The organism is Variovorax paradoxus, from assembly GCF_030815975.1.
In the GTDB taxonomy this organism is placed as follows: Bacteria; Pseudomonadota; Gammaproteobacteria; order Burkholderiales; family Burkholderiaceae_C; genus Variovorax; species Variovorax paradoxus_N.
The window spans coordinates 2540862-2559139 of the sequence record NZ_JAUSXL010000002.1; the positions used below are offsets into that span (position 1 = coordinate 2540862).

Genomic DNA, 18278 nt, shown 5'->3' on the forward strand with positions numbered 1-18278 from the left:
CTTACCATCGACCCAACTTGTCAGAACTATCTTCCGATCACCCCGCCGGCACAGCGCCGATGCAACCCCCGCTGTGGCGCCAGCTGCAACTGACTGCGGCGGCGCTCGCGTCGATTCGCGCCGGCAGCTCGGGCACCGCCGCGTTCGAAGCCGTCGAGCCCGCCATGCGCCCCGGTGTGCAGGCACTCGGCTTCCAGGTGCTGCGCTGGCTTGGCCGCGCCGAGGCCCTGCGCCGCCATCTGGCCAAGCGCACGCCGCCGCCGCTGCCCGATGCGCTCTTGTGCACCGCATTGGCGCTGGCCTGGGATGCGCAGCACGCACCCTACGAGCCCTTCACGCTGGTCGACCAGGCCGTCGAGGCGGCCAAGCGCAATCCCGCCACGCGCGCGCAGGCGAGTTTCATCAATGCCTGCCTGCGGCGTTTCCTGCGCGAGCGCGACGAGCTCGTGGCCGCGACCGACCATGAGCCGGTGGCGCAGTGGAACCATCCGCGCTGGTGGATCGAGCGGCTCAAGCGCGACCATCCGCGCGACTGGCAGCGGGTGCTTGCCGCCGACAACGCGCAGCCGCCGATGACGCTGCGCGTCAACCTCCGGAAGACCACCGTGCCTGCCTATCAGCTGGCGCTCCAGTCGGTGGGCCTGGCGGCCATTCGGGTGGGGGAATCGGGCCTGCAGCTGGCGCGTGCGCGCCCGGTGCAGCAGCTGCCCGGGTTTGCCGACGGCGAATGCTCGGTGCAGGATGCCGCCGCGCAGCTGGCCGCGCCGCTGCTGCTCGAGGGCCTGCTGCCCGTGGCCGGAACTGCCGGAACTGCCGCGGCAGCGCCGCTGCGCGTGCTCGATGCCTGCGCCGCCCCCGGCGGCAAGACCGCGCACCTGCTGGAATTCGCCGGTCCGGCGGCCATCGAGGTAACGGCGCTCGAGGTCGACGCCGCCCGCAGCCGCCGCATCGACGAAACCCTGGCCCGGCTCGGCCTGTCCGCCAAGGTGGTGGTGGCCGATGCCGCGCGCCCGTCCGCATGGTGGGATGGCACGCCTTTCGATGCCATCCTGCTCGATGCACCGTGCACGGCCTCGGGCATCGTCCGGCGCCATCCCGACGTGCGCTGGCTGCGCCGCGAGAGCGATACCGCCCAGCTGGCGGCCCAGCAGGCAGCGCTGCTCGCGGCCCTCTGGCCGCTGGTGCGGCCCGGCGGCCGGCTGCTCTACTGCACCTGTTCCGTATTCCGGGAAGAGGGCTCGCATCAAATCGATGCGTTTCTTGCGCACAACACCGACGCCCGATTGGGGGCGTCGCCAGGCCATTTGCTTCCCCAAAGCGGGGCGAATGCCCGCGCCGTCCCGGACAATCCCTCTGGTGACCACGACGGCTTCTTCTACGCACTGCTTGAAAAACGTCCGCGCTGAGGCCCGCAGGCGGCGCGTCCTGGCGCCGCTGGCCGGGCTTGTGCTGGCCTGGGCATTGCTGCTGACCTGCCTGCTCCCCATTGCCGTGGCGCAGGGGCGCGTCGTTCCATCGGTGACCCAGATGCGGCTCGAGCAGGCCGACGACGGCGTCTATCTCACCGCGGCCGTGCAATTCGAACTGCCGTCGCTGGTGGAGGAGGTGCTCGACAAGGGCATTGCCATCTACTTCGTGGCCGAGGCCGAGGTCTTCCAAGAGCGCTGGTACTGGACCGACCGCAAGGTGGCGCAGGTCACGCGCCACATGCGGCTGGCCTACCAGCCGCTCACGCGCCGCTGGCGGCTCAACGTGTCGCCGGTGCCGATCACCGGCGCCGCGGGATTCGGCGTTTCGCTGAACCAGAACTTCGACAGCCTTGCCGACGCCATGGACGCCGTCAGGCGCGTGGGACGGCTGCGGCTGGGCGATGCGGCCGAAATGGGCGACGAGCCGCTGCACCAGGTCGTGTTCCGCTTCCGGCTCGACACCTCGCAGCTGCCGCGTCCGTTCCAGATCGGGGTGGTCGGCCAGGCCGACTGGAACATCGTGGCCGAGCGCAGCACCAAGCTGGCGCTGGAGAAGCAGCGGTGAGCAACAAGCCGCGCAGCGGCGCAGCGGCCACGCCCGCCGCCCGCCGCTCGCGCGCGGTCCGCTGGGCCGTGGGCGTGGGCGCCGCGCTGGTCACGGCCATCGGCCTGGTGCTGATGTTCCTGCTGGCCCAGGCCACCAACAACCGCGCGCTCTACGAGCGCTACTACGTGCGGCTTTTCGGCATCAACGTGGTGGTGGCGGTGCTGCTGGTGCTGGTGATCGGCTGGGTCGCCTTCCGGCTGCTGCGGCGGCTGCGGCAGGGCAAGTTCGGCAGCCGGCTGCTCATCAAGCTCGCGGCCATCTTCGCGCTGGTGGGCGTGGTGCCCGGCGCGCTGGTCTACGTGGTGTCCTACCAGTTCGTCGCGCGTTCGATCGAAAGCTGGTTCGACGTCAAGGTCGAGGGCGCGCTCGATGCCGGCCTGAACCTCGGCCGCGCCACGCTCGACTCGCTCGCCGACGACCTGGCCGCCAAGACGCGCGTGGCCAGCGCCCAGCTGGCCCAGGTGCCCGATGCGAGCGCCGGCCTCGTCCTCGAGCGCATCCGCGACCAGCTCCAGGCCAGCGACGTGGTGCTCTGGACCGGCACCGGCCAGCTGGTGGCCGGCGCCGGCGCCTCGCGCTTCCAGCTCAACCCCGAGCGGCCGACCACTCAGCAGCTGCGGCAGGTGCGCGCCGACCGGGCCATTTCCCACATTGAAGGGCTCGACGAAACCGCAGCGCCGGGGGCCACCCTGCCTCCCGCCACCGTGCGCGCACTCGCCATGGTGCAGCGACCGGGCTTCGACTTCGACACCGCGCCACGCTTCCTGCAGGTCACGCAGCCGCTGCCGCCCGCGGTGGTGGCCAACGCGCTCGCCGTGCAGGAGGCCAACCGCGAATACCAGGAGCGGGCCCTCGCCCGCGAGGGCCTGCGGCGGATGTACATCGGCACCCTTACGCTGAGCCTTTTCCTGGCCGTGTTCGGCGCCGTGCTGCTGGCGGTGCTGTTCGGCAACCAGCTCGCGCGGCCGCTGCTGGTGCTCGCGGACGGCGTTCGCCAGGTGGCCGGCGGCGACCTGCGGCCGACGGCCGTGCTGCAGGGCAAGGACGAGCTGGGCGGCCTCACGCGCTCCTTCGCCGTCATGACCCAGCAGCTGGCCGACGCCCGCGGCGCCGTCGAAAAAACCATGGGGCAGCTCGACGCCGCGCGTGCCAACCTGCAGACCATCCTCGACAACCTGACCTCCGGCGTGATCGTGCTCGACGCCAAGGGAACCATACTTTCCACCAACCCCGGTGCCACCCGCGTGCTGCGCGCGCCGCTGGCCGCCTACGAGGGCCTGCCGCTCGCCCAGGTGCCCGGGCTGGCCGACTTCGGCACCAGCGTGCAGCAGCAATTCGACGAATTCCAGGTCGAGCGCCTGCAGCACGGCCTCGACCACTGGCAGCACGCCTTCGAGCTGCACGCCACCGGCAACGACCTGCCGCAGCAGGACAGCGCCATCAACATCGTCGCGCGCGGTGCCGAGCTGCCGGGCGCCGCGCGGCTGCTGGTGTTCGACGACATCTCCGAAATCGTCTCCGCCCAGCGCGCGCAGGCCTGGGGCGAAGTGGCGCGCCGCCTGGCCCACGAAATCAAGAACCCGCTCACGCCCATCCAGCTTTCGGCCGAGCGGCTCGAGATGAAGCTCTCCGGCAAGGTCGCGCCGTCTGAGCAGGCCGTGCTCGTCAAGTCGGTCAAGACCATCGTCGACCAGGTCGACGCCATGAAGCGGCTGGTCAACGAGTTCCGCGACTATGCCCGCCTGCCCGCGGCCGACCTCAAGCCCGTCGACCTCAACGCGCTGCTGGCCGACGTGCTCCAGCTCTACGGCGCCGAGAGCGCGCCCATCGCGCTGCGCTCCGAGCTCGACGAGCGCTGCCCGCCCATCCGCGGCGACGCACAGCAGATCCGCCAGGTCATCCACAACCTGCTGCAGAACGCGCAGGACGCTGCCGAGGCTGCCGCCAGCAGCACCGGCCGGGCCGGCGAGGTCGTCATTCGCACCCGCCTGGGCGATTCGGGCCAGCGCGTGCGCCTGACCGTGCAGGACAGCGGGCCGGGCTTTGCCGAGAACATTCTCAAGCGCGCCTTCGAGCCCTACGTCACCACGAAAACAAAAGGTACAGGTTTGGGGCTGGCCGTGGTCAAGAAGATCGCGGACGAGCACGGCGCCCGCATCGAGCTTTCCAACCGCGTTGTCGATGGGGCTGTAGCAGGGGCGCAAGTCTCGCTATCATTCGCGCTGGCAGGCGAGCCGCAAACAGCGGCCGCTCACACCGAAGATCCGAAGTCTTCCGCCGCCTGAGCGCGAAAGAAATCCATCGCGCGCAGACGATGGAATCGGCTGGCGGACCCTACACACATTGCAGATACCGGCGCATACAACAAGCAGCACTCATGGCAAACATTCTCGTGGTCGATGACGAGCTGGGCATCAGGGACCTGCTCTTCGAAATTCTCAATGACGAAGGCCACAACGTGGAGCTGGCGGAAAACGCCGCCGAAGCACGCGCAGCGCGGCAGCGCGCCCGGCCCGATCTCGTGCTGCTCGACATCTGGATGCCCGACACCGACGGCGTCACGCTGCTCAAGGAATGGTCCACCGCCGGCCTCCTGAGCATGCCCGTCATCATGATGAGCGGCCACGCCACCATCGACACGGCCGTCGACGCCACCCGCATCGGCGCCTTTGCGTTCCTCGAGAAACCCATCACGCTGCAGAAGCTCCTGAAGGCCGTGGAGCAGGGCCTCGCGCGCGAGAACGCCAGGCGTGCGGCGGCCGGCGTGGTGCCCCCGGCCCCGGGCATCAACCCCTCGGCCGCCATCACCACCACCGGCGACAGCCTGCTGCTGGCGTCGCTCGCCTCTGTGCCGGTGCCCGACGCCGGACCACAGTCGACCCAGAGCTTCGACCTCGACCGCCCGCTGCGCGACGCGCGCGACGGTTTCGAGAAGGCCTACTTCGAATTCCACCTGGCCATGGAGAACGGCTCGATGACCCGCGTGGCCGAGAAGACCGGACTGGAGCGCACCCACCTCTATCGCAAGCTCAAACAACTTGGCGTCGATCTTTCGAGAGGCCGCAGAAGCGCTGTATAATTTAAGGCTGCACACCAAGGCCCGGTAGCTCAGTTGGTAGAGCAGCGGATTGAAAATCCGCGTGTCGGTGGTTCGATTCCGCCCCAGGCCACCAAATTCCTGCGTTCCTTAAAGGCGCAACCCCAAAAAGCCCCAAGCAAATCAACAGCTTAGGGCTTTTTTGTGTCCGCCTTCATCCGCCTTGGTTCATCGACATCCACCGGATTCGGCAGCAACTCCCAAATTCGTAAGTTGTCGATAAAGTTACTGCATCGGCGTCGTGCCGGCGCTTTTCGGCTGCGTGATCTCTCAGCTCGGCATTGCGCACGCAAGCTCCTAACGCTTGTGCAGGTACAAGCTCGCGCGGACGAGCTTGAGAATTGGCCGATCGCGTCCGCTATGGTGGGCGCCCGGAACACAAGAAGAATCCTGGCGACTTTGGACTCACGCCGCTGGCCGATCCTGGGCAAGGTAAATCGTTGTGTGATGCCGCCAAGATTTCTGAGCGTGATGAAAGCAACAAAGCTACTGCAGGCCGGATTGCGCACTGGCCTCCTGAGCGACCGCATGATCATCGGAGTGGCCGAAAAATGTCTGATCGGTCACGGACGACGGCCTTGCAATGGAGGCGCAGCCCGAGAATCCCGAATCGGCGACTTACCATGGCTGATGCCTGAGACTGATCCGCTCCACTGGAAGTGATCATCGATGGAAGCGCCCTAATGGCTGACCTGCGGATCGGTGCGAAGTGGATGGCTGCGACGTCAGGGGAGCAGGAAGTCAAGCCACGGCGGCTCTGATCGACATGTACGTCGACGATGTCTGCTTGACTCGGAACCAAGACATCTGGGCAGAGACTGTGCGCGATAGCGTCTTCGTGTCTACGTATCCATTGGCGATGTGGTTTGCGAGTTCGTATACGACGAAGCAGCGAAGTCGCACCTGGTGGCACTGTGCCTACAGCCAGGCGACTCGGTGTCGCGCTTGGAGCGCGAGAAGCGTGGACGCAAGCCGCTGGCCCCCGCGCTGCCGCGCGAGATCGTGCGGCACGAGTTGCCCGAGGCCGAGCGGGTGTGCGCGCATGACGGGCACGCGCTGGTGGAGATCGGCGCCGAGATCAGCGAGCAGATGGATGACAGCCCAGAGCAGGTTCGCGTGCTCCAGCGCCACCCCATCAAATACGCCTGTCCCTCCTGCCGCTACCTTGTCGCGTTGTTCAAGAAGTTGCCACTGGCGCAGACGGTCGACGACTACGAGGCGCTGTGCCTGAAGCATCAAGCTCGGCGGCGCGTAAGCCGCCCTGTGCGGATCGGTTCCGGCAGCACGCGCAAGGGCGTGATTGATTGACGGCGGCCTTCACCTTGACCAGGTCGATCGGCTTGTCGCTCTCCTGCCCAGCACGCTTCATTATCCGCTCGCCATCCATCTCGGTGCCCTTGAACGGCCAGAGTGCGCTGAAGATGACTACCTGACCGTCCGTGCATCTGATCGGCCCGTGGGAGCAGTCATCTTAATTTTACCGTGTCATAAATGACATAATTCGATCTTCTCAACTTCGCGCCGGAGGATCGATGAATGGAGCCGAGCGCTTTGATCGCTACCTTGAACACCTGAGCGAAGGAAACTACTGCTACGCCAAGTGAGCAGTTCGCCGATGCCAATGATCGCTGTCTTCCCAATAAACAACACCAGCCGTCAGATCGTCAATGCACTGCAATTGGGTGAAATCTACCGCTTTGTAGTTAGCGGTCTTTTGGCGCCCCTATAAAGTCGATTTCAGGAGCCATCATCACGGGGCAACGTTTCCCTGAGGAGGGTTGATTTGGAAAATGCTGCTGCAGGAAAATCATTTGCGACCTGCTTTCATTTCGAATGAGCCTGCTATCAAAGGCCCAGTTCGCTGGTAAAGGAATTTGGTCGAGTGGAGAGCCTATTTGCGCGCATTGCATCATCGATGCCATCATGCTTAGGTTCGGTTTGGTAAAATCAATCAAGTCTTTCGGGTATGTGGACTTGATGTCAACAAGGCCTTCCGTGAAATTCGAAGGCGTATCAGATGAATGTTGATGGTATCAAGGTCGCCGCATTGTTGTGCGGATCTTCCTCGCGGGGCGAACTGTGGAAGAGATTTCTCTGCGCCCAGCGGACTCGGGTTATGGCCGAAGTTGGGGTTTGGAAAGGCGACTTCGCAGCAGATGTATTGAATGCCGCATCGCACGTCGAGATTTACTACATGATTGATCCTTGGGCAAATCTGCCGGATTGGAATAAACCCTTCAATGTCAGGCCTGAGGCTTTCGATGGAATCTACCGAGAGATGGATGCGAAGACGGCCTTTGCGGCCGATAAGCGAAGAATTTTGAGAGGGCGCACTAAGGAAGTCGTTGGCGAGATACCGGATGAGTCGCTCGATTTTGCATATATCGACGGGGACCACACACTTCGGGGGATTACGATCGACCTGATCAAGATGTGGCCCAAAATAAGACCCGGGGGCTTTATCGGTGGCGACGATTTCACTACCACACCCTGGCAGCATGATGTGAAGTTTGAGCCGACCATGGTTTGTCCGTTCAGTGTCTTCTTCGCCGAGGCGATGAACATACCGATCACGGCGTTGGAGCACGGACAATTTCTCATTCAGAAGGATGAAGGTGCTGGCTTCTCTTTTAGTGATCCGACAGGGCTCTATGGCGACTTGGCACTGAATAAGTTCCCGCCTTCGGTTGGTATGAAAAGTCTGTAAGTAGGATAATTCGGTGAATATTAGCGATTGGTCTGATCAAGACAAGAAGAATGTTGGCAGTTACTTGCAGTGGAATAGCTATCGCTCCGAGCGCCATAGACTCCTATATGTTGCAACGCCCAAAGTGGCGTGCACCACACTCAAGTGGTGGTTTGCGGCCTTGGAGGGTTATGCTGAAGAATTAAGAAAGATTACCGATAGCAGTGAGACCGACCGCGATCTCATCGTTCATGATTCCCATAAAGTTGCACCAAACGTAACAGGCTTGGGGTTGCCCGATCTTCGCGAAGCAATTGAATCAGAGTCATTTTTCCAGTTTGCCTTAGTACGAAACCCCTACAAACGAATATTCTCCGCGTGGCAGTCCAAACTCTTGCTACGCGAGCCGTTGCAGGCAAGGCCATACGTCGGGACTGATTTTTATCACCACCCGATTACGATTGCGGCAGACATTGCGAAGGCATTTGAAGGGTTCTTGGAGCATCTTGCTGAAAATGAGGCTCCGTCCTATTGGGACCATCACTGGAGGCCGCAGGCTGATCTGCTACGCCCCGACCTGATTAGCTACTCGTGCCTAGCAAAAATTGAGGAAAGTGAAAGGCTCGCTGAGAGTCTTCGTGAATGGTTGGGTACTTATATCCCCAGTCCATTTCAAGGTCGTCGCTCTAACGAAAGTTTGATTCCCTATGCACCAGAGTTAATCACGCAACGTAGCGCCGAATTAATTTACTCACTGTACTCCCGCGACTTTGACGTGTTCGGTTACGAAAAACAGATTCCCTCGGGCAAAGAAGAATTTTCGACGGAGCAACTCGATGTCGCTATCAAGGCAGTCAAGATCATTCGTGCGCGGCATCAGCGCCTCGGCGAACGCAATGGGCAAATCGGAGGACTCAACCAAGCGCTAACTGAGCGTGATGGACAAATTGCGGGGCTCAACCATGGGCTGACTGAGCGAGACGGGCAGATTGCTGGACTCACCCAGGCGCTAGCTGAGCGAGACGGAAAGATTGCTGGACTCAACCAGGCGATGGCTGAGCGAGACGGAAAGATTGCTGGACTCAACCAGGCGATGGCTGAGCGCGATGGACAAATTGCTCGGCTCAACCATGGGCTGGCTGAGCGAAACGACCAGATTACTGGACTCAACCAGGCGATGGCTGAGCGTGATGGACAAATTGCGGGGCTCAATCATGGGCTGACCGAGCGAGACGGGCGGATTGCTGGATTCAACCATGCGCTGGCTGAGCGTGATGGACAAATTGCCGGGCTCAAACATGCACTTGCAGAGCGGCACGGACAGATTGCGCGACTCAACCATGTGCTAGCTGAGCGTGATGCACAAATTGTCGGGCTCAAACATGCACTTGCAGAGCGTAACGCACAGATTTCCGGGCTCAACCATGCGCTGACCGAGCGTGATGGACAGATTTCCGGACTCAACCATGCGCTAGCTGAGCGTGACGGACAGATCAACTTTCAAAATGAAAAGATTCGCGGGCTCTTGCAGTCGCACTCGTGGAAGCTTACCAAGCCATTGAGGCTCATTTCTAGCCAGGTAAGGGTTGGCATTAGGCCACTGCGGGCGGCTTTTGATCGTATTTCTGTGCGGACTCCGCTGATGCGACAAGCCAAGATTCGCCGTATCCGCCTTAACCCGCTGTTCGACCCGGACTTCTATGCTGAGAGAAATCCTGACGTTGTTGCTGCTGGGGTCGACCTCGCAAAACATTATGGTCTTTCAGGATGGAAAGAACGCAGAGATCCCTCAGCAAAGTTTAGCACCCGCCATTATTTGGAAATCCACCCTGATGTCGCCGCAGCTGGCATCAATCCGTTGTTGCATTATATTGAGCACGGAAAGGCGGAGGGGCGTCTGACCCACGGTGTGGAGGATAATTCCTGGGTGCAACTTGAGCATGATGACACTCTTGCCGCTGGGGATGTTGCAATAGGTGATCAGCCCCAAGGTGATTTACGCGAGCAGGTTATTGCCGATACGGAGGTGGTGCTGCTTGCCAGTGAGCTAACTCCCGGCGCAGGGGGCGTTGCACTAGATGATCTGCCCCAAGGTGACTTACGCGAGCAGATTATTGCCGATAGGGAGGTGGTGTTGCTTGCTAGTGAGCCAACTCCTGATCAAGAACGCATCGACGCAGAGGTGGACGCGATTCGAAATTCGGGATTGTTTGATGCTGCATATTACATTGCAATGTACCCGGATATTCAGCCGCCACCAGCGGATCCGATTCGCCATTATTGCGAGCGCGGTTGGTGTGAAGGGCGTAACCCCTCGGACGATTTTGACACGCGTGGTTACCTGGAAGCCTACAGTGATATCAAGAATGCACGCCTAAATCCATTTTGGCACTATGTGAGTCATGGTCGATCTGAATCAAGACAGGCCACCCCCGACTCCAATAGTCGATATGAAGATGACGTTTATTTCGGTGAATTAACCAGCGACATCCGGTTGATTGCGTACTACGCCACTCCAGACTGGAGCGCTGTACAGTGCGCCCGAAATGCTGTCAAAGGAGCCGGGCGGGCGCTCGTGCCCCACGAAGACCTGCGCTTCTATACGGTGTCCGAGCCCAGCACGCTTGCCAGACAAGCACTGATGGCTCGGCGCCATGGTGTATCTGCATGGTGTTTCACCTCGGATGCGGCGCAAAGCCCGGTGCCCGGAGATCCATTGCGCGAGTTTCTATCAAATCATGAAATTGATATTGGATTCATTCTGGAAATCGATCTGCGCTCATCGCTGGTTGATGAGCAGATTCACATTCTTCTGAAGAGTGCGCTAGCTGATGAGCGTTACCTGCGGATAGATGGACGCCCAGTCTTGGTGATGACTCTGCCTGACGACGAACATCGTTGCGATGAGGTATTGACAGCGTTCGATGCCATTCTCAACCGTACACCCACCCCATACCTGGTAGCCAGATTCGGTGGACTGCGAGGGCAAGCGGTCGGTGCTGCGATCCGGTTCAAGCCTGATGCCGTTCTGGATTTTCCGGTTTCCCCGATTCCAGGGGAGACCGGAAGTTTCCCGCCAATGCATAAGAACGGCGTCGATTTCGTCCCATATAGTGTCGTTGTATCCCAAGCCATCGCGCGTATGGGGATAAGCGATGACCATACAGTTCCGTGCTATCGGGCAGTAACGCTCGGCCGCGACGACTCTCCACTTAAACCGGATGAGCCTCTACGCTATAGCCGATACCACCCGAAGGAATACCGTCGCTGGCTTGACGCCGCTATTGTCGATGCACGAATCAAGCATGCCAGCGGTCAGCGATTGCTGTTTATCAATGCCTGGAATGATTGGAATCGGGGCGCCGTACTTGAGCCGGATAGGTTTGCCGGTTACAGCAAACTGAACGAGACCAGCCGGGCGTTGCTCGGCTTGCCTTTGGGACTGGCCATGCCCAAGGTGTCCGTGATCGTCCCGAATTACAACCACGCGACGTATCTGCAGCGACGCCTCGAGAGCATCTATCGCCAAACCTACGCGAATATCGAGGTGCTGCTGTTGGATGACTGTTCAACCGATCAAAGCCGTGACGTGCTTACAGAATACGCGAATCGCTATCCGGACATCACGACACCGTTGTTCAACCAAAAAAACTCCGGGGGTGTATTCCGTCAATGGGCGAAAGGTATCAAAGCTGCAACCGGAGATCTGATCTGGATTGCCGAAAGCGATGACTATTGCGACGAAGATTTCGTCGAAAAACTGGTCCGCTGCTTCGACGACGAAGCAGTGATGCTTGCGTATTCGAAGATCGAATTCGTCCGAGCCGACGAAACAGTCATGCCTGACGAATTCTGGCACCACGTCCGGGATCTGGACTGCCGAGACAAGTGGAAGTACTCGTACGTGAACACGGCACACAAAGAGGTCTCCGACGCACTCGGGATCGTCAACACCATCCCCAACGCCAGTGGTGCGATCTTTCGGCGTCCGGTGGATATGCCGCTGCTGGAAGATGAGGCGTGGCTCTCGATGCGAGTCGTTGGCGACTGGATCTTCTATTTGCACCAGCTACGCGGCGCGAAGATCGCCTACTCAGCCGAAACCACCAATTACTTTCGAAGGTACGAAGGCAGCACAGCGGCAAGTACATACAAGAAAGAAACCTTTTACCGAGAGCTAAGTGTTGCTGCACAGACCGTTCAGACTTTGTATGACACCCCCAACTCTGTAGTAGAAAAATTCTGCAACACAGTAAAAAAATATTACGATTTTCATGGCGGCGCTAGTAATGAGGAGTTCAGACGCTGGTGCAATGAGAAAGAAGTTTTGGAAGCGCGTCATTTTCGAACTCCAAATATTGCGGTATCTACCATGGGGTTTTATCCGGGTGGGGCTGAAATACTTCCCATACGCATGGCTAACGAATTTAAACGGCAAGGCTATTCAGTTGTTCTGCTAAGCGCTGACCACGGTCAGCGCGAGGATGGAATACGCAGGCTCCTGAGAAGGGATGTCCCCGTAATCCAAACGTCGGATGTCGAATTCACCAAGCATCTTATTCATGATTTCGGCATCGAAGTTCTCAACTCCCATCAGTGGCATGTTCAGAAGTACCCAGCACAGGTTCCCGATGTATTTGGAGGGCTCAAGGCCCATGTCGCTTCGCTGCATGGAATGATCGAATATGGTGACGCATTCGGTGTGACTACGGAACAACTCCGAATTGCGAATGAGAGCGTGACTACCTGGGTATATACAGCCGACAAAAACTTGGGTCCATTCATCGAATATGGGCTCTATCAGAGCAATTTGTCCCGGTTCATTAAGCTCCCGAATGGCATGGAGCCGCCAGTGATCAAGCCGGTAAGTCGAGCGGAAATAGGAATCCCTGATCATGCTTTCGTATTGTGTTGCGTAAGCCGAGCCATCGCTGACAAGGGGTGGGCCGAGGCAATTGAGGCAGTCAGGCAGGCACGGGAAATCACTGGAAAGGACATTCATTTGATCCTCGTTGGCAACGGGCCGGTTTACGACGAATACGTTCATTCAGGAGTCCCCTCGTTTGTTTATCTCGCAGGCTTCAGTGAGAACTCAGTTGGTTTTTACGCGGCGGCCGACATGGGGATCATGTTGACGAAGTTCAAGTCTGAAAGTTTTCCTTTAACGATTGTCGACTGCCTGTTCGCCGGCAGACCGTATATCGCCACAGCAGTCGGCGAGATCAGAAACATGCTTACCACTGACCGCGGCCTTGCCGGAGAAGTGATCGAGTTGAAGAACTGGGAGATTCCTGTAGACCGAGCAGCTCGAGTCATCGCAGCCTACGCAACTGACACCGATGCGCTTCGATCATCCAAAGAAATCGTGGCTGAAGCTGCTAACAGATACAGGATCGACGTAGTCGTTAAGCAATACGCATCAATATTCGAACGTAATATTCAGGCTCAGCGTAGCAATGCAGCGACAGCTCCTTGAACTCTCAGCGCTGCTCCGCGCTACCCGCGCGCGGTTACTTTCTACCAAGGCTCACCGAGCCCGGCGCCGCAACGTGCCTTTCGCGTCTGGCAGCGATTTTCTGTTCACAGCTGACAAAATCTCGCCGGCTTCCCCTGGCTCGTTTCGCCGTTTAAAAAACTCTCAAGAATCAGCAACGCCTTACCCTCAATGTTGATTAATCCGGTGGCGTGCTACCCTGAACGTTGGACAAGACGACTTCGTGCTCTGCATGGTGACCAGAGGCATTCCGGAGAAAGGGTGGAAGGAAGCTATTCAAGCTGTGAATTGGGTAATGCGGATTCCGTGCGCGAAATTCACCTTCTGTTAATCAAGGACGGGCTTGAGTTAAAAAAGAAGGTGTGTGAGATAACGCATTCAGATTGCGCGCATTTTTTTAAATTTCGCTAGAATATCTGCGATTATTTTGCCATTGGTGACCCGGGCTTACTCCTGTCCAGATTCAAGGGATTGTCATAGACTGCTTGCTTGCTGGGAAGCCTGTTCTCGCGAGCGATATCGGTGAAATTAGAGGCATGCTCGACTCTCCTGGGGGGCTTCGCAGGTAAATTATTCTCTTTGCGGGATTGGATACTTGATGCAAAGGCAGTAGGGTAGGCTGCCGTAGATTTGGCAAATTAGCCGTCTCCAAGGCATAACGAAATCTAAACAGGACACTTTTTAGCAATGGACTCGAACTTATCTTCGCCAGCGGGGCACCTTACTCATTTTAGCGCAAGTCAAAACTCGTCGCTTAAATCTTTTTCTACTGATGAGCTATTTTCAGAGCTGATAAGCAGAACGGCTTTCAGTGTGAAGGCGTCAACTGAAAAGGAGGGCTATCTCGCTCATCAGCTTTGTAGTAACCTTAGCCGATTTTCAGACGTTCATCTGAACCGGCATTCCATCACTAATCTCAAAAACGTCTACTCTGCATTTCTTCGGTCCGATATCAATCACAGACTTCCGATAAGAGATTCAACATGGGTCGAATTGGGGTGCGGCTCGATCAATCCATGGTCGTTTTCGTTTCTTTTATTGGCCTTAGGGGCGAAGCGAGCAATCCCGATTGACCTTGATCCAGTTGGTGATTCGGAGCAAGCATGCCGTACCTTGGCTGAGATAGTGAAGATCCTTTTGGTAAATCCTGCTTTAATCATTGGAGGTGATTCGGCGGGAATATCACAACAAGATATATTGAATAACCTACGCGGGTTTGGTCTGAAAGAGTTGAGCGATGGTTCAATGTCTGGAATAGCAGAATCACGCCTCGACTACCGTGTAGAGTCTGTGTATGCACTGACGGTGCCGCACAAATCAGTCGACGTGGTAGTGTCAAATGCCTTTTTTGAGCACGTTCCTGATGTGAATAGGGCAGTTGAATCCATCGCAAGAATCACCAAGCCAGGCGGATACGGTGTGCACATCATCGATACTATTGACCACTGGGTTTATGGGGCTCCAGATTCCGGCCCACTCGACTTCCTAAAGGTTGATTCGGCAGAGCCTCTTGTCAATGGGTGCAATCGAGTACGTCCGAAAGAGTTTCCCGCGATTTTTGAGAAACACGGATTTGAAGTGCTCCATACCTCCTATGGCAATGTGGTGTCGCTTACTGAGGATGAGCGAAGGACATTTGCGTCACCTTGGTCATCGATGCCGCTTGAGGACTTGACTCCTACGGTAATCAACATCGTGGTTCGATTGGTGAAGTGATGTGCGGAATAGGACTCCACTAACAAGCATCACACGTAGTCAACATGTCGCAACAGTCCGTATTGGTCTTCAGGATAAGGGTATGCTAGAAATTCAATTCCCTCTGGGGGAGGGCAGACGTTGCCTTGTGCTGGGTGGGCGAGGTTTTATTGGGTCACACTTGGTTGCAGCCCTGCTAAATCGCGGCTTTCGCGTCCGTTGTTTTGAAAGACCTCATGTCAAACCAATTGGAGAAAGCTTCCTCGACAATCCAAACTTCGAGTTGTACGAAGGGGACTTCACCAGCGAAGCAGATGTGGCAGAAGCGCTTAGTGAGTGCGATTTTTGTTACCACTTGGTATCGACCACGCTGCCGAAGTCATCTAATTCCGATCCAATTTTTGATGTGGAAAGCAACGTGGTTGGCACGATTCGTCTGCTAAACCATGCGACGAAGAACCACCTTCAGAAGATAATCTTCGTGTCTTCTGGTGGAACTGTTTATGGCCCTCCAGTTGAGGTTCCTATTTCTGAAAATCATCCGACTAATCCCGTATGTTCATACGGAATTACTAAATTAGCAATCGAGAAGTATTTCTCGCTTTTTCACGACTTGTACAATTTGGACTACGCGGTGCTGCGTCTCGCCAATCCATTTGGAGAGGGGCAGCGAACATTGGCGAGCCAAGGGGCGGTTGCTGTTTTCCTCGGCAAGGTGCTTCGCGGTGAACCCATAGAGATATGGGGTGATGGTTCTGTAGTTCGCGACTACATCCACGTATCAGACGTGGTTGATGCACTCTTATTATCAATCGCTCCTTCAAATGGAAGCCATGTTTTTAACATTGGATCCGGCTGTGGACACAGTTTAAACGAGGTGCTTGCCACCATTGAGGAAGTAGCCCGGCGCCGAGCTACCATGCGATATTCAGAAGCGAGAGCATTCGATGTCCCCGTAAATGTCTTGGATATCAGCAAAGCTCAGTATTCGCTTGGATGGTCTCCCCAAATAAGCTTTTTTGCGGGCATTGACCGCTTTGCAAGGTGGTTGGGGGAGAATAATGAGTTTCTTAAATCGTAACCTAGCGGTTCGCCGCGCCAGTGCCTTTTCATCCCCGACTTCTGCAACGCCGCCGGCTGCTCTGTGATGGAATCGTTGCGAGAAATGTCTAGGGCAGCCGGCGACAGATTCTGGCTGCCGCCGGTTCCTTCGCCGAGCTGAAACTGCGGCTTCTGACTCGCCGTCGGGCACTTTGGCAGGCGCTTCGCCACCCGAGGATGGCGTGCCCCTTGCCCAGAACAGGGGTTACCCTGATTAGTGATCCAACATGTTGCTCAACAATTGTTCAGAATTTGATTGCTCTGGGGTGATCACGAGTGCCGGGTGTTCTGGCCGTTCGTACGGGCTGTTTATGCCCGTCATGTTGGGTAATTGCCCGCTACGCGCTTTTTTGTAAAGCCCCTTGGGGTCGCGTCTCTCGCACTCTTCGAGGGGCGTATCCACAAACACCTCGATGAAGTTGTTTGCGCCAATTAGTTGCCGAGCCATCTCGCGCTCAGCCCGGAACGGACTGATAAATGCCGTTATCACGATAAGGCCTGCATCCAGCATCAGCTTGGCGACTTCAGCCACGCGGCGGATGTTCTCCACGCGGTCGGCGTCGGTGAACCCCAAGTCTTTATTCAGGCCTTGCCGGACGTTGTCGCCATCGAGGACGTAGGTGCGCCTGCCCTGGGCATGGAGTTCTTTTTCCAGCGCATTGGCGATCGTTGATTTTCCGGAGCCCGACAACCCCGTGAACCAGACGACCTTGCCCTTGTGACCGTTCAGTCGTTCTCGATCTTCGCGGGTGATGCTGAGCGCCTGCCTGTGCACATTCTGAGCTCGGCGCAGGTTGTGACGGATCAGGCCGGCGGCCACCGTGGCGTGGGTGAATTTGTCTACCAGGATGAAGCCGCCTAGCGTGGCCGATTGGGCGTAAGGCTCGAACACCAGCGGCTTACTCAGCGCCAGGTTGGCCACCGCGATGTCATTCAGGGCCAATTGCTTGCACGATTCATGCGCCTGAGTGTTCACATTTACTCGATATTTCAGGCTGGTGATGCTGGCACTGGCCCACTGGTTGGCCAGTTTTAACTCGTAAGACCGGCCCATGTGTCCGGATTCCTCGTGTATCCACACCAAGGTGGCTTCAAACTGGTCGGTCGTCTCCAGAGGTTGAGCGGCGAGTGCAATGATGTCGCCGCGCGAGGCGTCCACCTCTCGGTCCGGCACCAGAGTCACGGCGTCCCCAGCTTGGGCCATATTCAGGTCCCCATCGGCGGTGACGATTTGCGCGAGGGTGGCGGTCTGGCCGGATGAGGTGATCCGCAGCGTATCGCCAACGACCAGTTGGCCCGAGGCGAGAGTGCCGCTGAGCCCGCGAAAGCTCGCGTTCGGGCGGTTGACCCACTGCACAGGGAACACCGGTTTGCTGTTGCTTGGCCTGTTGACGTCGAGGGTCTCCAGGCAGCCGATCAGGGTCGGGCCCTGGTACCAAGGCGTCTGCCCGGAGCGCTCGGTGATGTTGTCGCCCTTCAGCGCCGACAGCGGAATGGGCGTCACGCTCTCGAATCCGAGCGGTTTGGCCAGAGTGTCGAAATTGGCCACGACGGCCTCGAATACTGCTTGGTCATAGCCCACCAAGTCCATCTTGTTGACGGCCAGCACCACCTGCTTGATCCCCAACAGCGATACCAGATAGGCGTGCCGCCGGGTTTGGGTCAGCACACCCTGGCGGGCATCGATCAATAGCACCGCCACATCGGCCGTGGAAGCGCCGGTGACCATGTTGCGGGTGTGCTGCTCGTGCCCCGGTGTGTCGGCCACGATGAACTTGCGCCGAGGTGTGGCAAAGAAACGGTACGCCACGTCGATGGTGATGCCTTGCTCCCGCTCGGCAGCAAGGCCGTCGACCAGCAGAGCGAAATCGATGTCCTGCCCCTGAGTGCCGTGCCGTCTGGAGTCGGCCCGCAAGGCAGTGAGCTGGTCGTCAAACACCTGCTGTGATTCCCACAGCAGGCGCCCAATGAGCGTGCTCTTGCCGTCGTCCACGCTGCCACAGGTGATGAAGCGCAGCAAATCCTGCTGGGCTTGCCGGGCCATCCACTCCTGAACGGTTGCGGATTTGACAGCGGTGCCAGCGGGCTTTTGCGGGCGACTGGTGGCTTTTTTGGGTTGACGCATGGTT

9 protein-coding genes, 1 tRNA gene and 1 pseudogene are annotated in these 18278 nt (G+C 58.2%); 10 read left to right on the forward strand and 1 reads right to left on the reverse strand.

What is annotated here, in order from left to right; all coding sequences use genetic code 11:
• The first annotated feature begins 59 nt into the window (after positions 1-59).
• From rsmB to QFZ47_RS15685, 10 genes and pseudogenes are all read left to right on the forward strand, one after another.
• On the forward strand, positions 60-1406 hold the full coding sequence (gene rsmB / locus QFZ47_RS15640; protein WP_307656494.1) for a 16S rRNA (cytosine(967)-C(5))-methyltransferase RsmB: 1347 nt from the start codon (positions 60-62) through the stop codon (positions 1404-1406).
• Positions 1387-2034 carry a DUF4390 domain-containing protein gene (locus tag QFZ47_RS15645; protein WP_307656495.1) on the forward strand — a complete coding sequence of 216 codons (648 nt, stop codon included), beginning with the start codon at positions 1387-1389 and terminating at the stop codon, positions 2032-2034. Before rsmB ends, QFZ47_RS15645 begins: the two co-directional genes overlap by 20 nt.
• A complete protein-coding gene (locus QFZ47_RS15650; RefSeq protein ID WP_307656496.1) occupies positions 2031-4361 on the forward strand; it encodes a sensor histidine kinase in 2331 nt (776 codons plus the stop codon). The genes QFZ47_RS15645 and QFZ47_RS15650 overlap by 4 nt, the downstream gene beginning before the upstream one ends.
• 92 nt (positions 4362-4453) lie before the next feature.
• On the forward strand, positions 4454-5155 hold the full coding sequence (locus QFZ47_RS15655; RefSeq protein WP_012745757.1) for a response regulator: 702 nt from the start codon (positions 4454-4456) through the stop codon (positions 5153-5155).
• A gap of 18 nt (positions 5156-5173) precedes the next feature.
• Positions 5174-5249 (forward strand) — tRNA-Phe (locus QFZ47_RS15660).
• Positions 5250-6121: 872 nt separating this feature from the next.
• A pseudogene (locus QFZ47_RS15665) lies at positions 6122-6331 on the forward strand (IS66 family transposase zinc-finger binding domain-containing protein); the annotation flags it as partial.
• 859 nt (positions 6332-7190) lie between these two features.
• Complete coding sequence (locus tag QFZ47_RS15670; RefSeq protein ID WP_307656497.1) at positions 7191-7880, forward strand: class I SAM-dependent methyltransferase; 690 nt, start codon at positions 7191-7193, stop codon at positions 7878-7880.
• Between the two features lie 13 nt (positions 7881-7893).
• Complete coding sequence (locus QFZ47_RS15675; RefSeq protein ID WP_307656499.1) at positions 7894-13335, forward strand: glycoside hydrolase family 99-like domain-containing protein; 5442 nt, start codon at positions 7894-7896, stop codon at positions 13333-13335.
• A gap of 705 nt (positions 13336-14040) precedes the next feature.
• On the forward strand, positions 14041-15069 hold the full coding sequence (locus QFZ47_RS15680; protein WP_307656500.1) for a class I SAM-dependent methyltransferase: 1029 nt from the start codon (positions 14041-14043) through the stop codon (positions 15067-15069).
• 82 nt (positions 15070-15151) lie between these two features.
• Complete coding sequence (locus QFZ47_RS15685) at positions 15152-16129, forward strand: NAD-dependent epimerase/dehydratase family protein (RefSeq protein WP_307656501.1); 978 nt, start codon at positions 15152-15154, stop codon at positions 16127-16129.
• 234 nt (positions 16130-16363) lie between these two features.
• Here the strand turns inward: QFZ47_RS15685 and cysN are convergent, their stop codons facing one another.
• Positions 16364-18274, reverse strand: coding sequence for a sulfate adenylyltransferase subunit CysN (gene cysN, locus QFZ47_RS15690; RefSeq protein WP_307656502.1), 1911 nt, complete (start codon positions 18272-18274; stop codon positions 16364-16366).
• Positions 18275-18278 lie beyond the last annotated feature (4 nt).

Coding starts and splice junctions, on each gene's coding strand:
- QFZ47_RS15685 (WP_307656501.1), top strand. CDS start 15,152: ATGCTAGAAATTCAATTCCCTCTGGGGGAGGGCAGACGTTGCCTTGTG.
- cysN (WP_307656502.1), bottom strand. CDS start 18,274: ATGCGTCAACCCAAAAAAGCCACCAGTCGCCCGCAAAAGCCCGCTGGC.
- QFZ47_RS15670 (WP_307656497.1), top strand. CDS start 7,191: ATGAATGTTGATGGTATCAAGGTCGCCGCATTGTTGTGCGGATCTTCC.
- QFZ47_RS15680 (WP_307656500.1), top strand. CDS start 14,041: ATGGACTCGAACTTATCTTCGCCAGCGGGGCACCTTACTCATTTTAGC.
- rsmB (WP_307656494.1), top strand. CDS start 60: ATGCAACCCCCGCTGTGGCGCCAGCTGCAACTGACTGCGGCGGCGCTC.
- QFZ47_RS15655 (WP_012745757.1), top strand. CDS start 4,454: ATGGCAAACATTCTCGTGGTCGATGACGAGCTGGGCATCAGGGACCTG.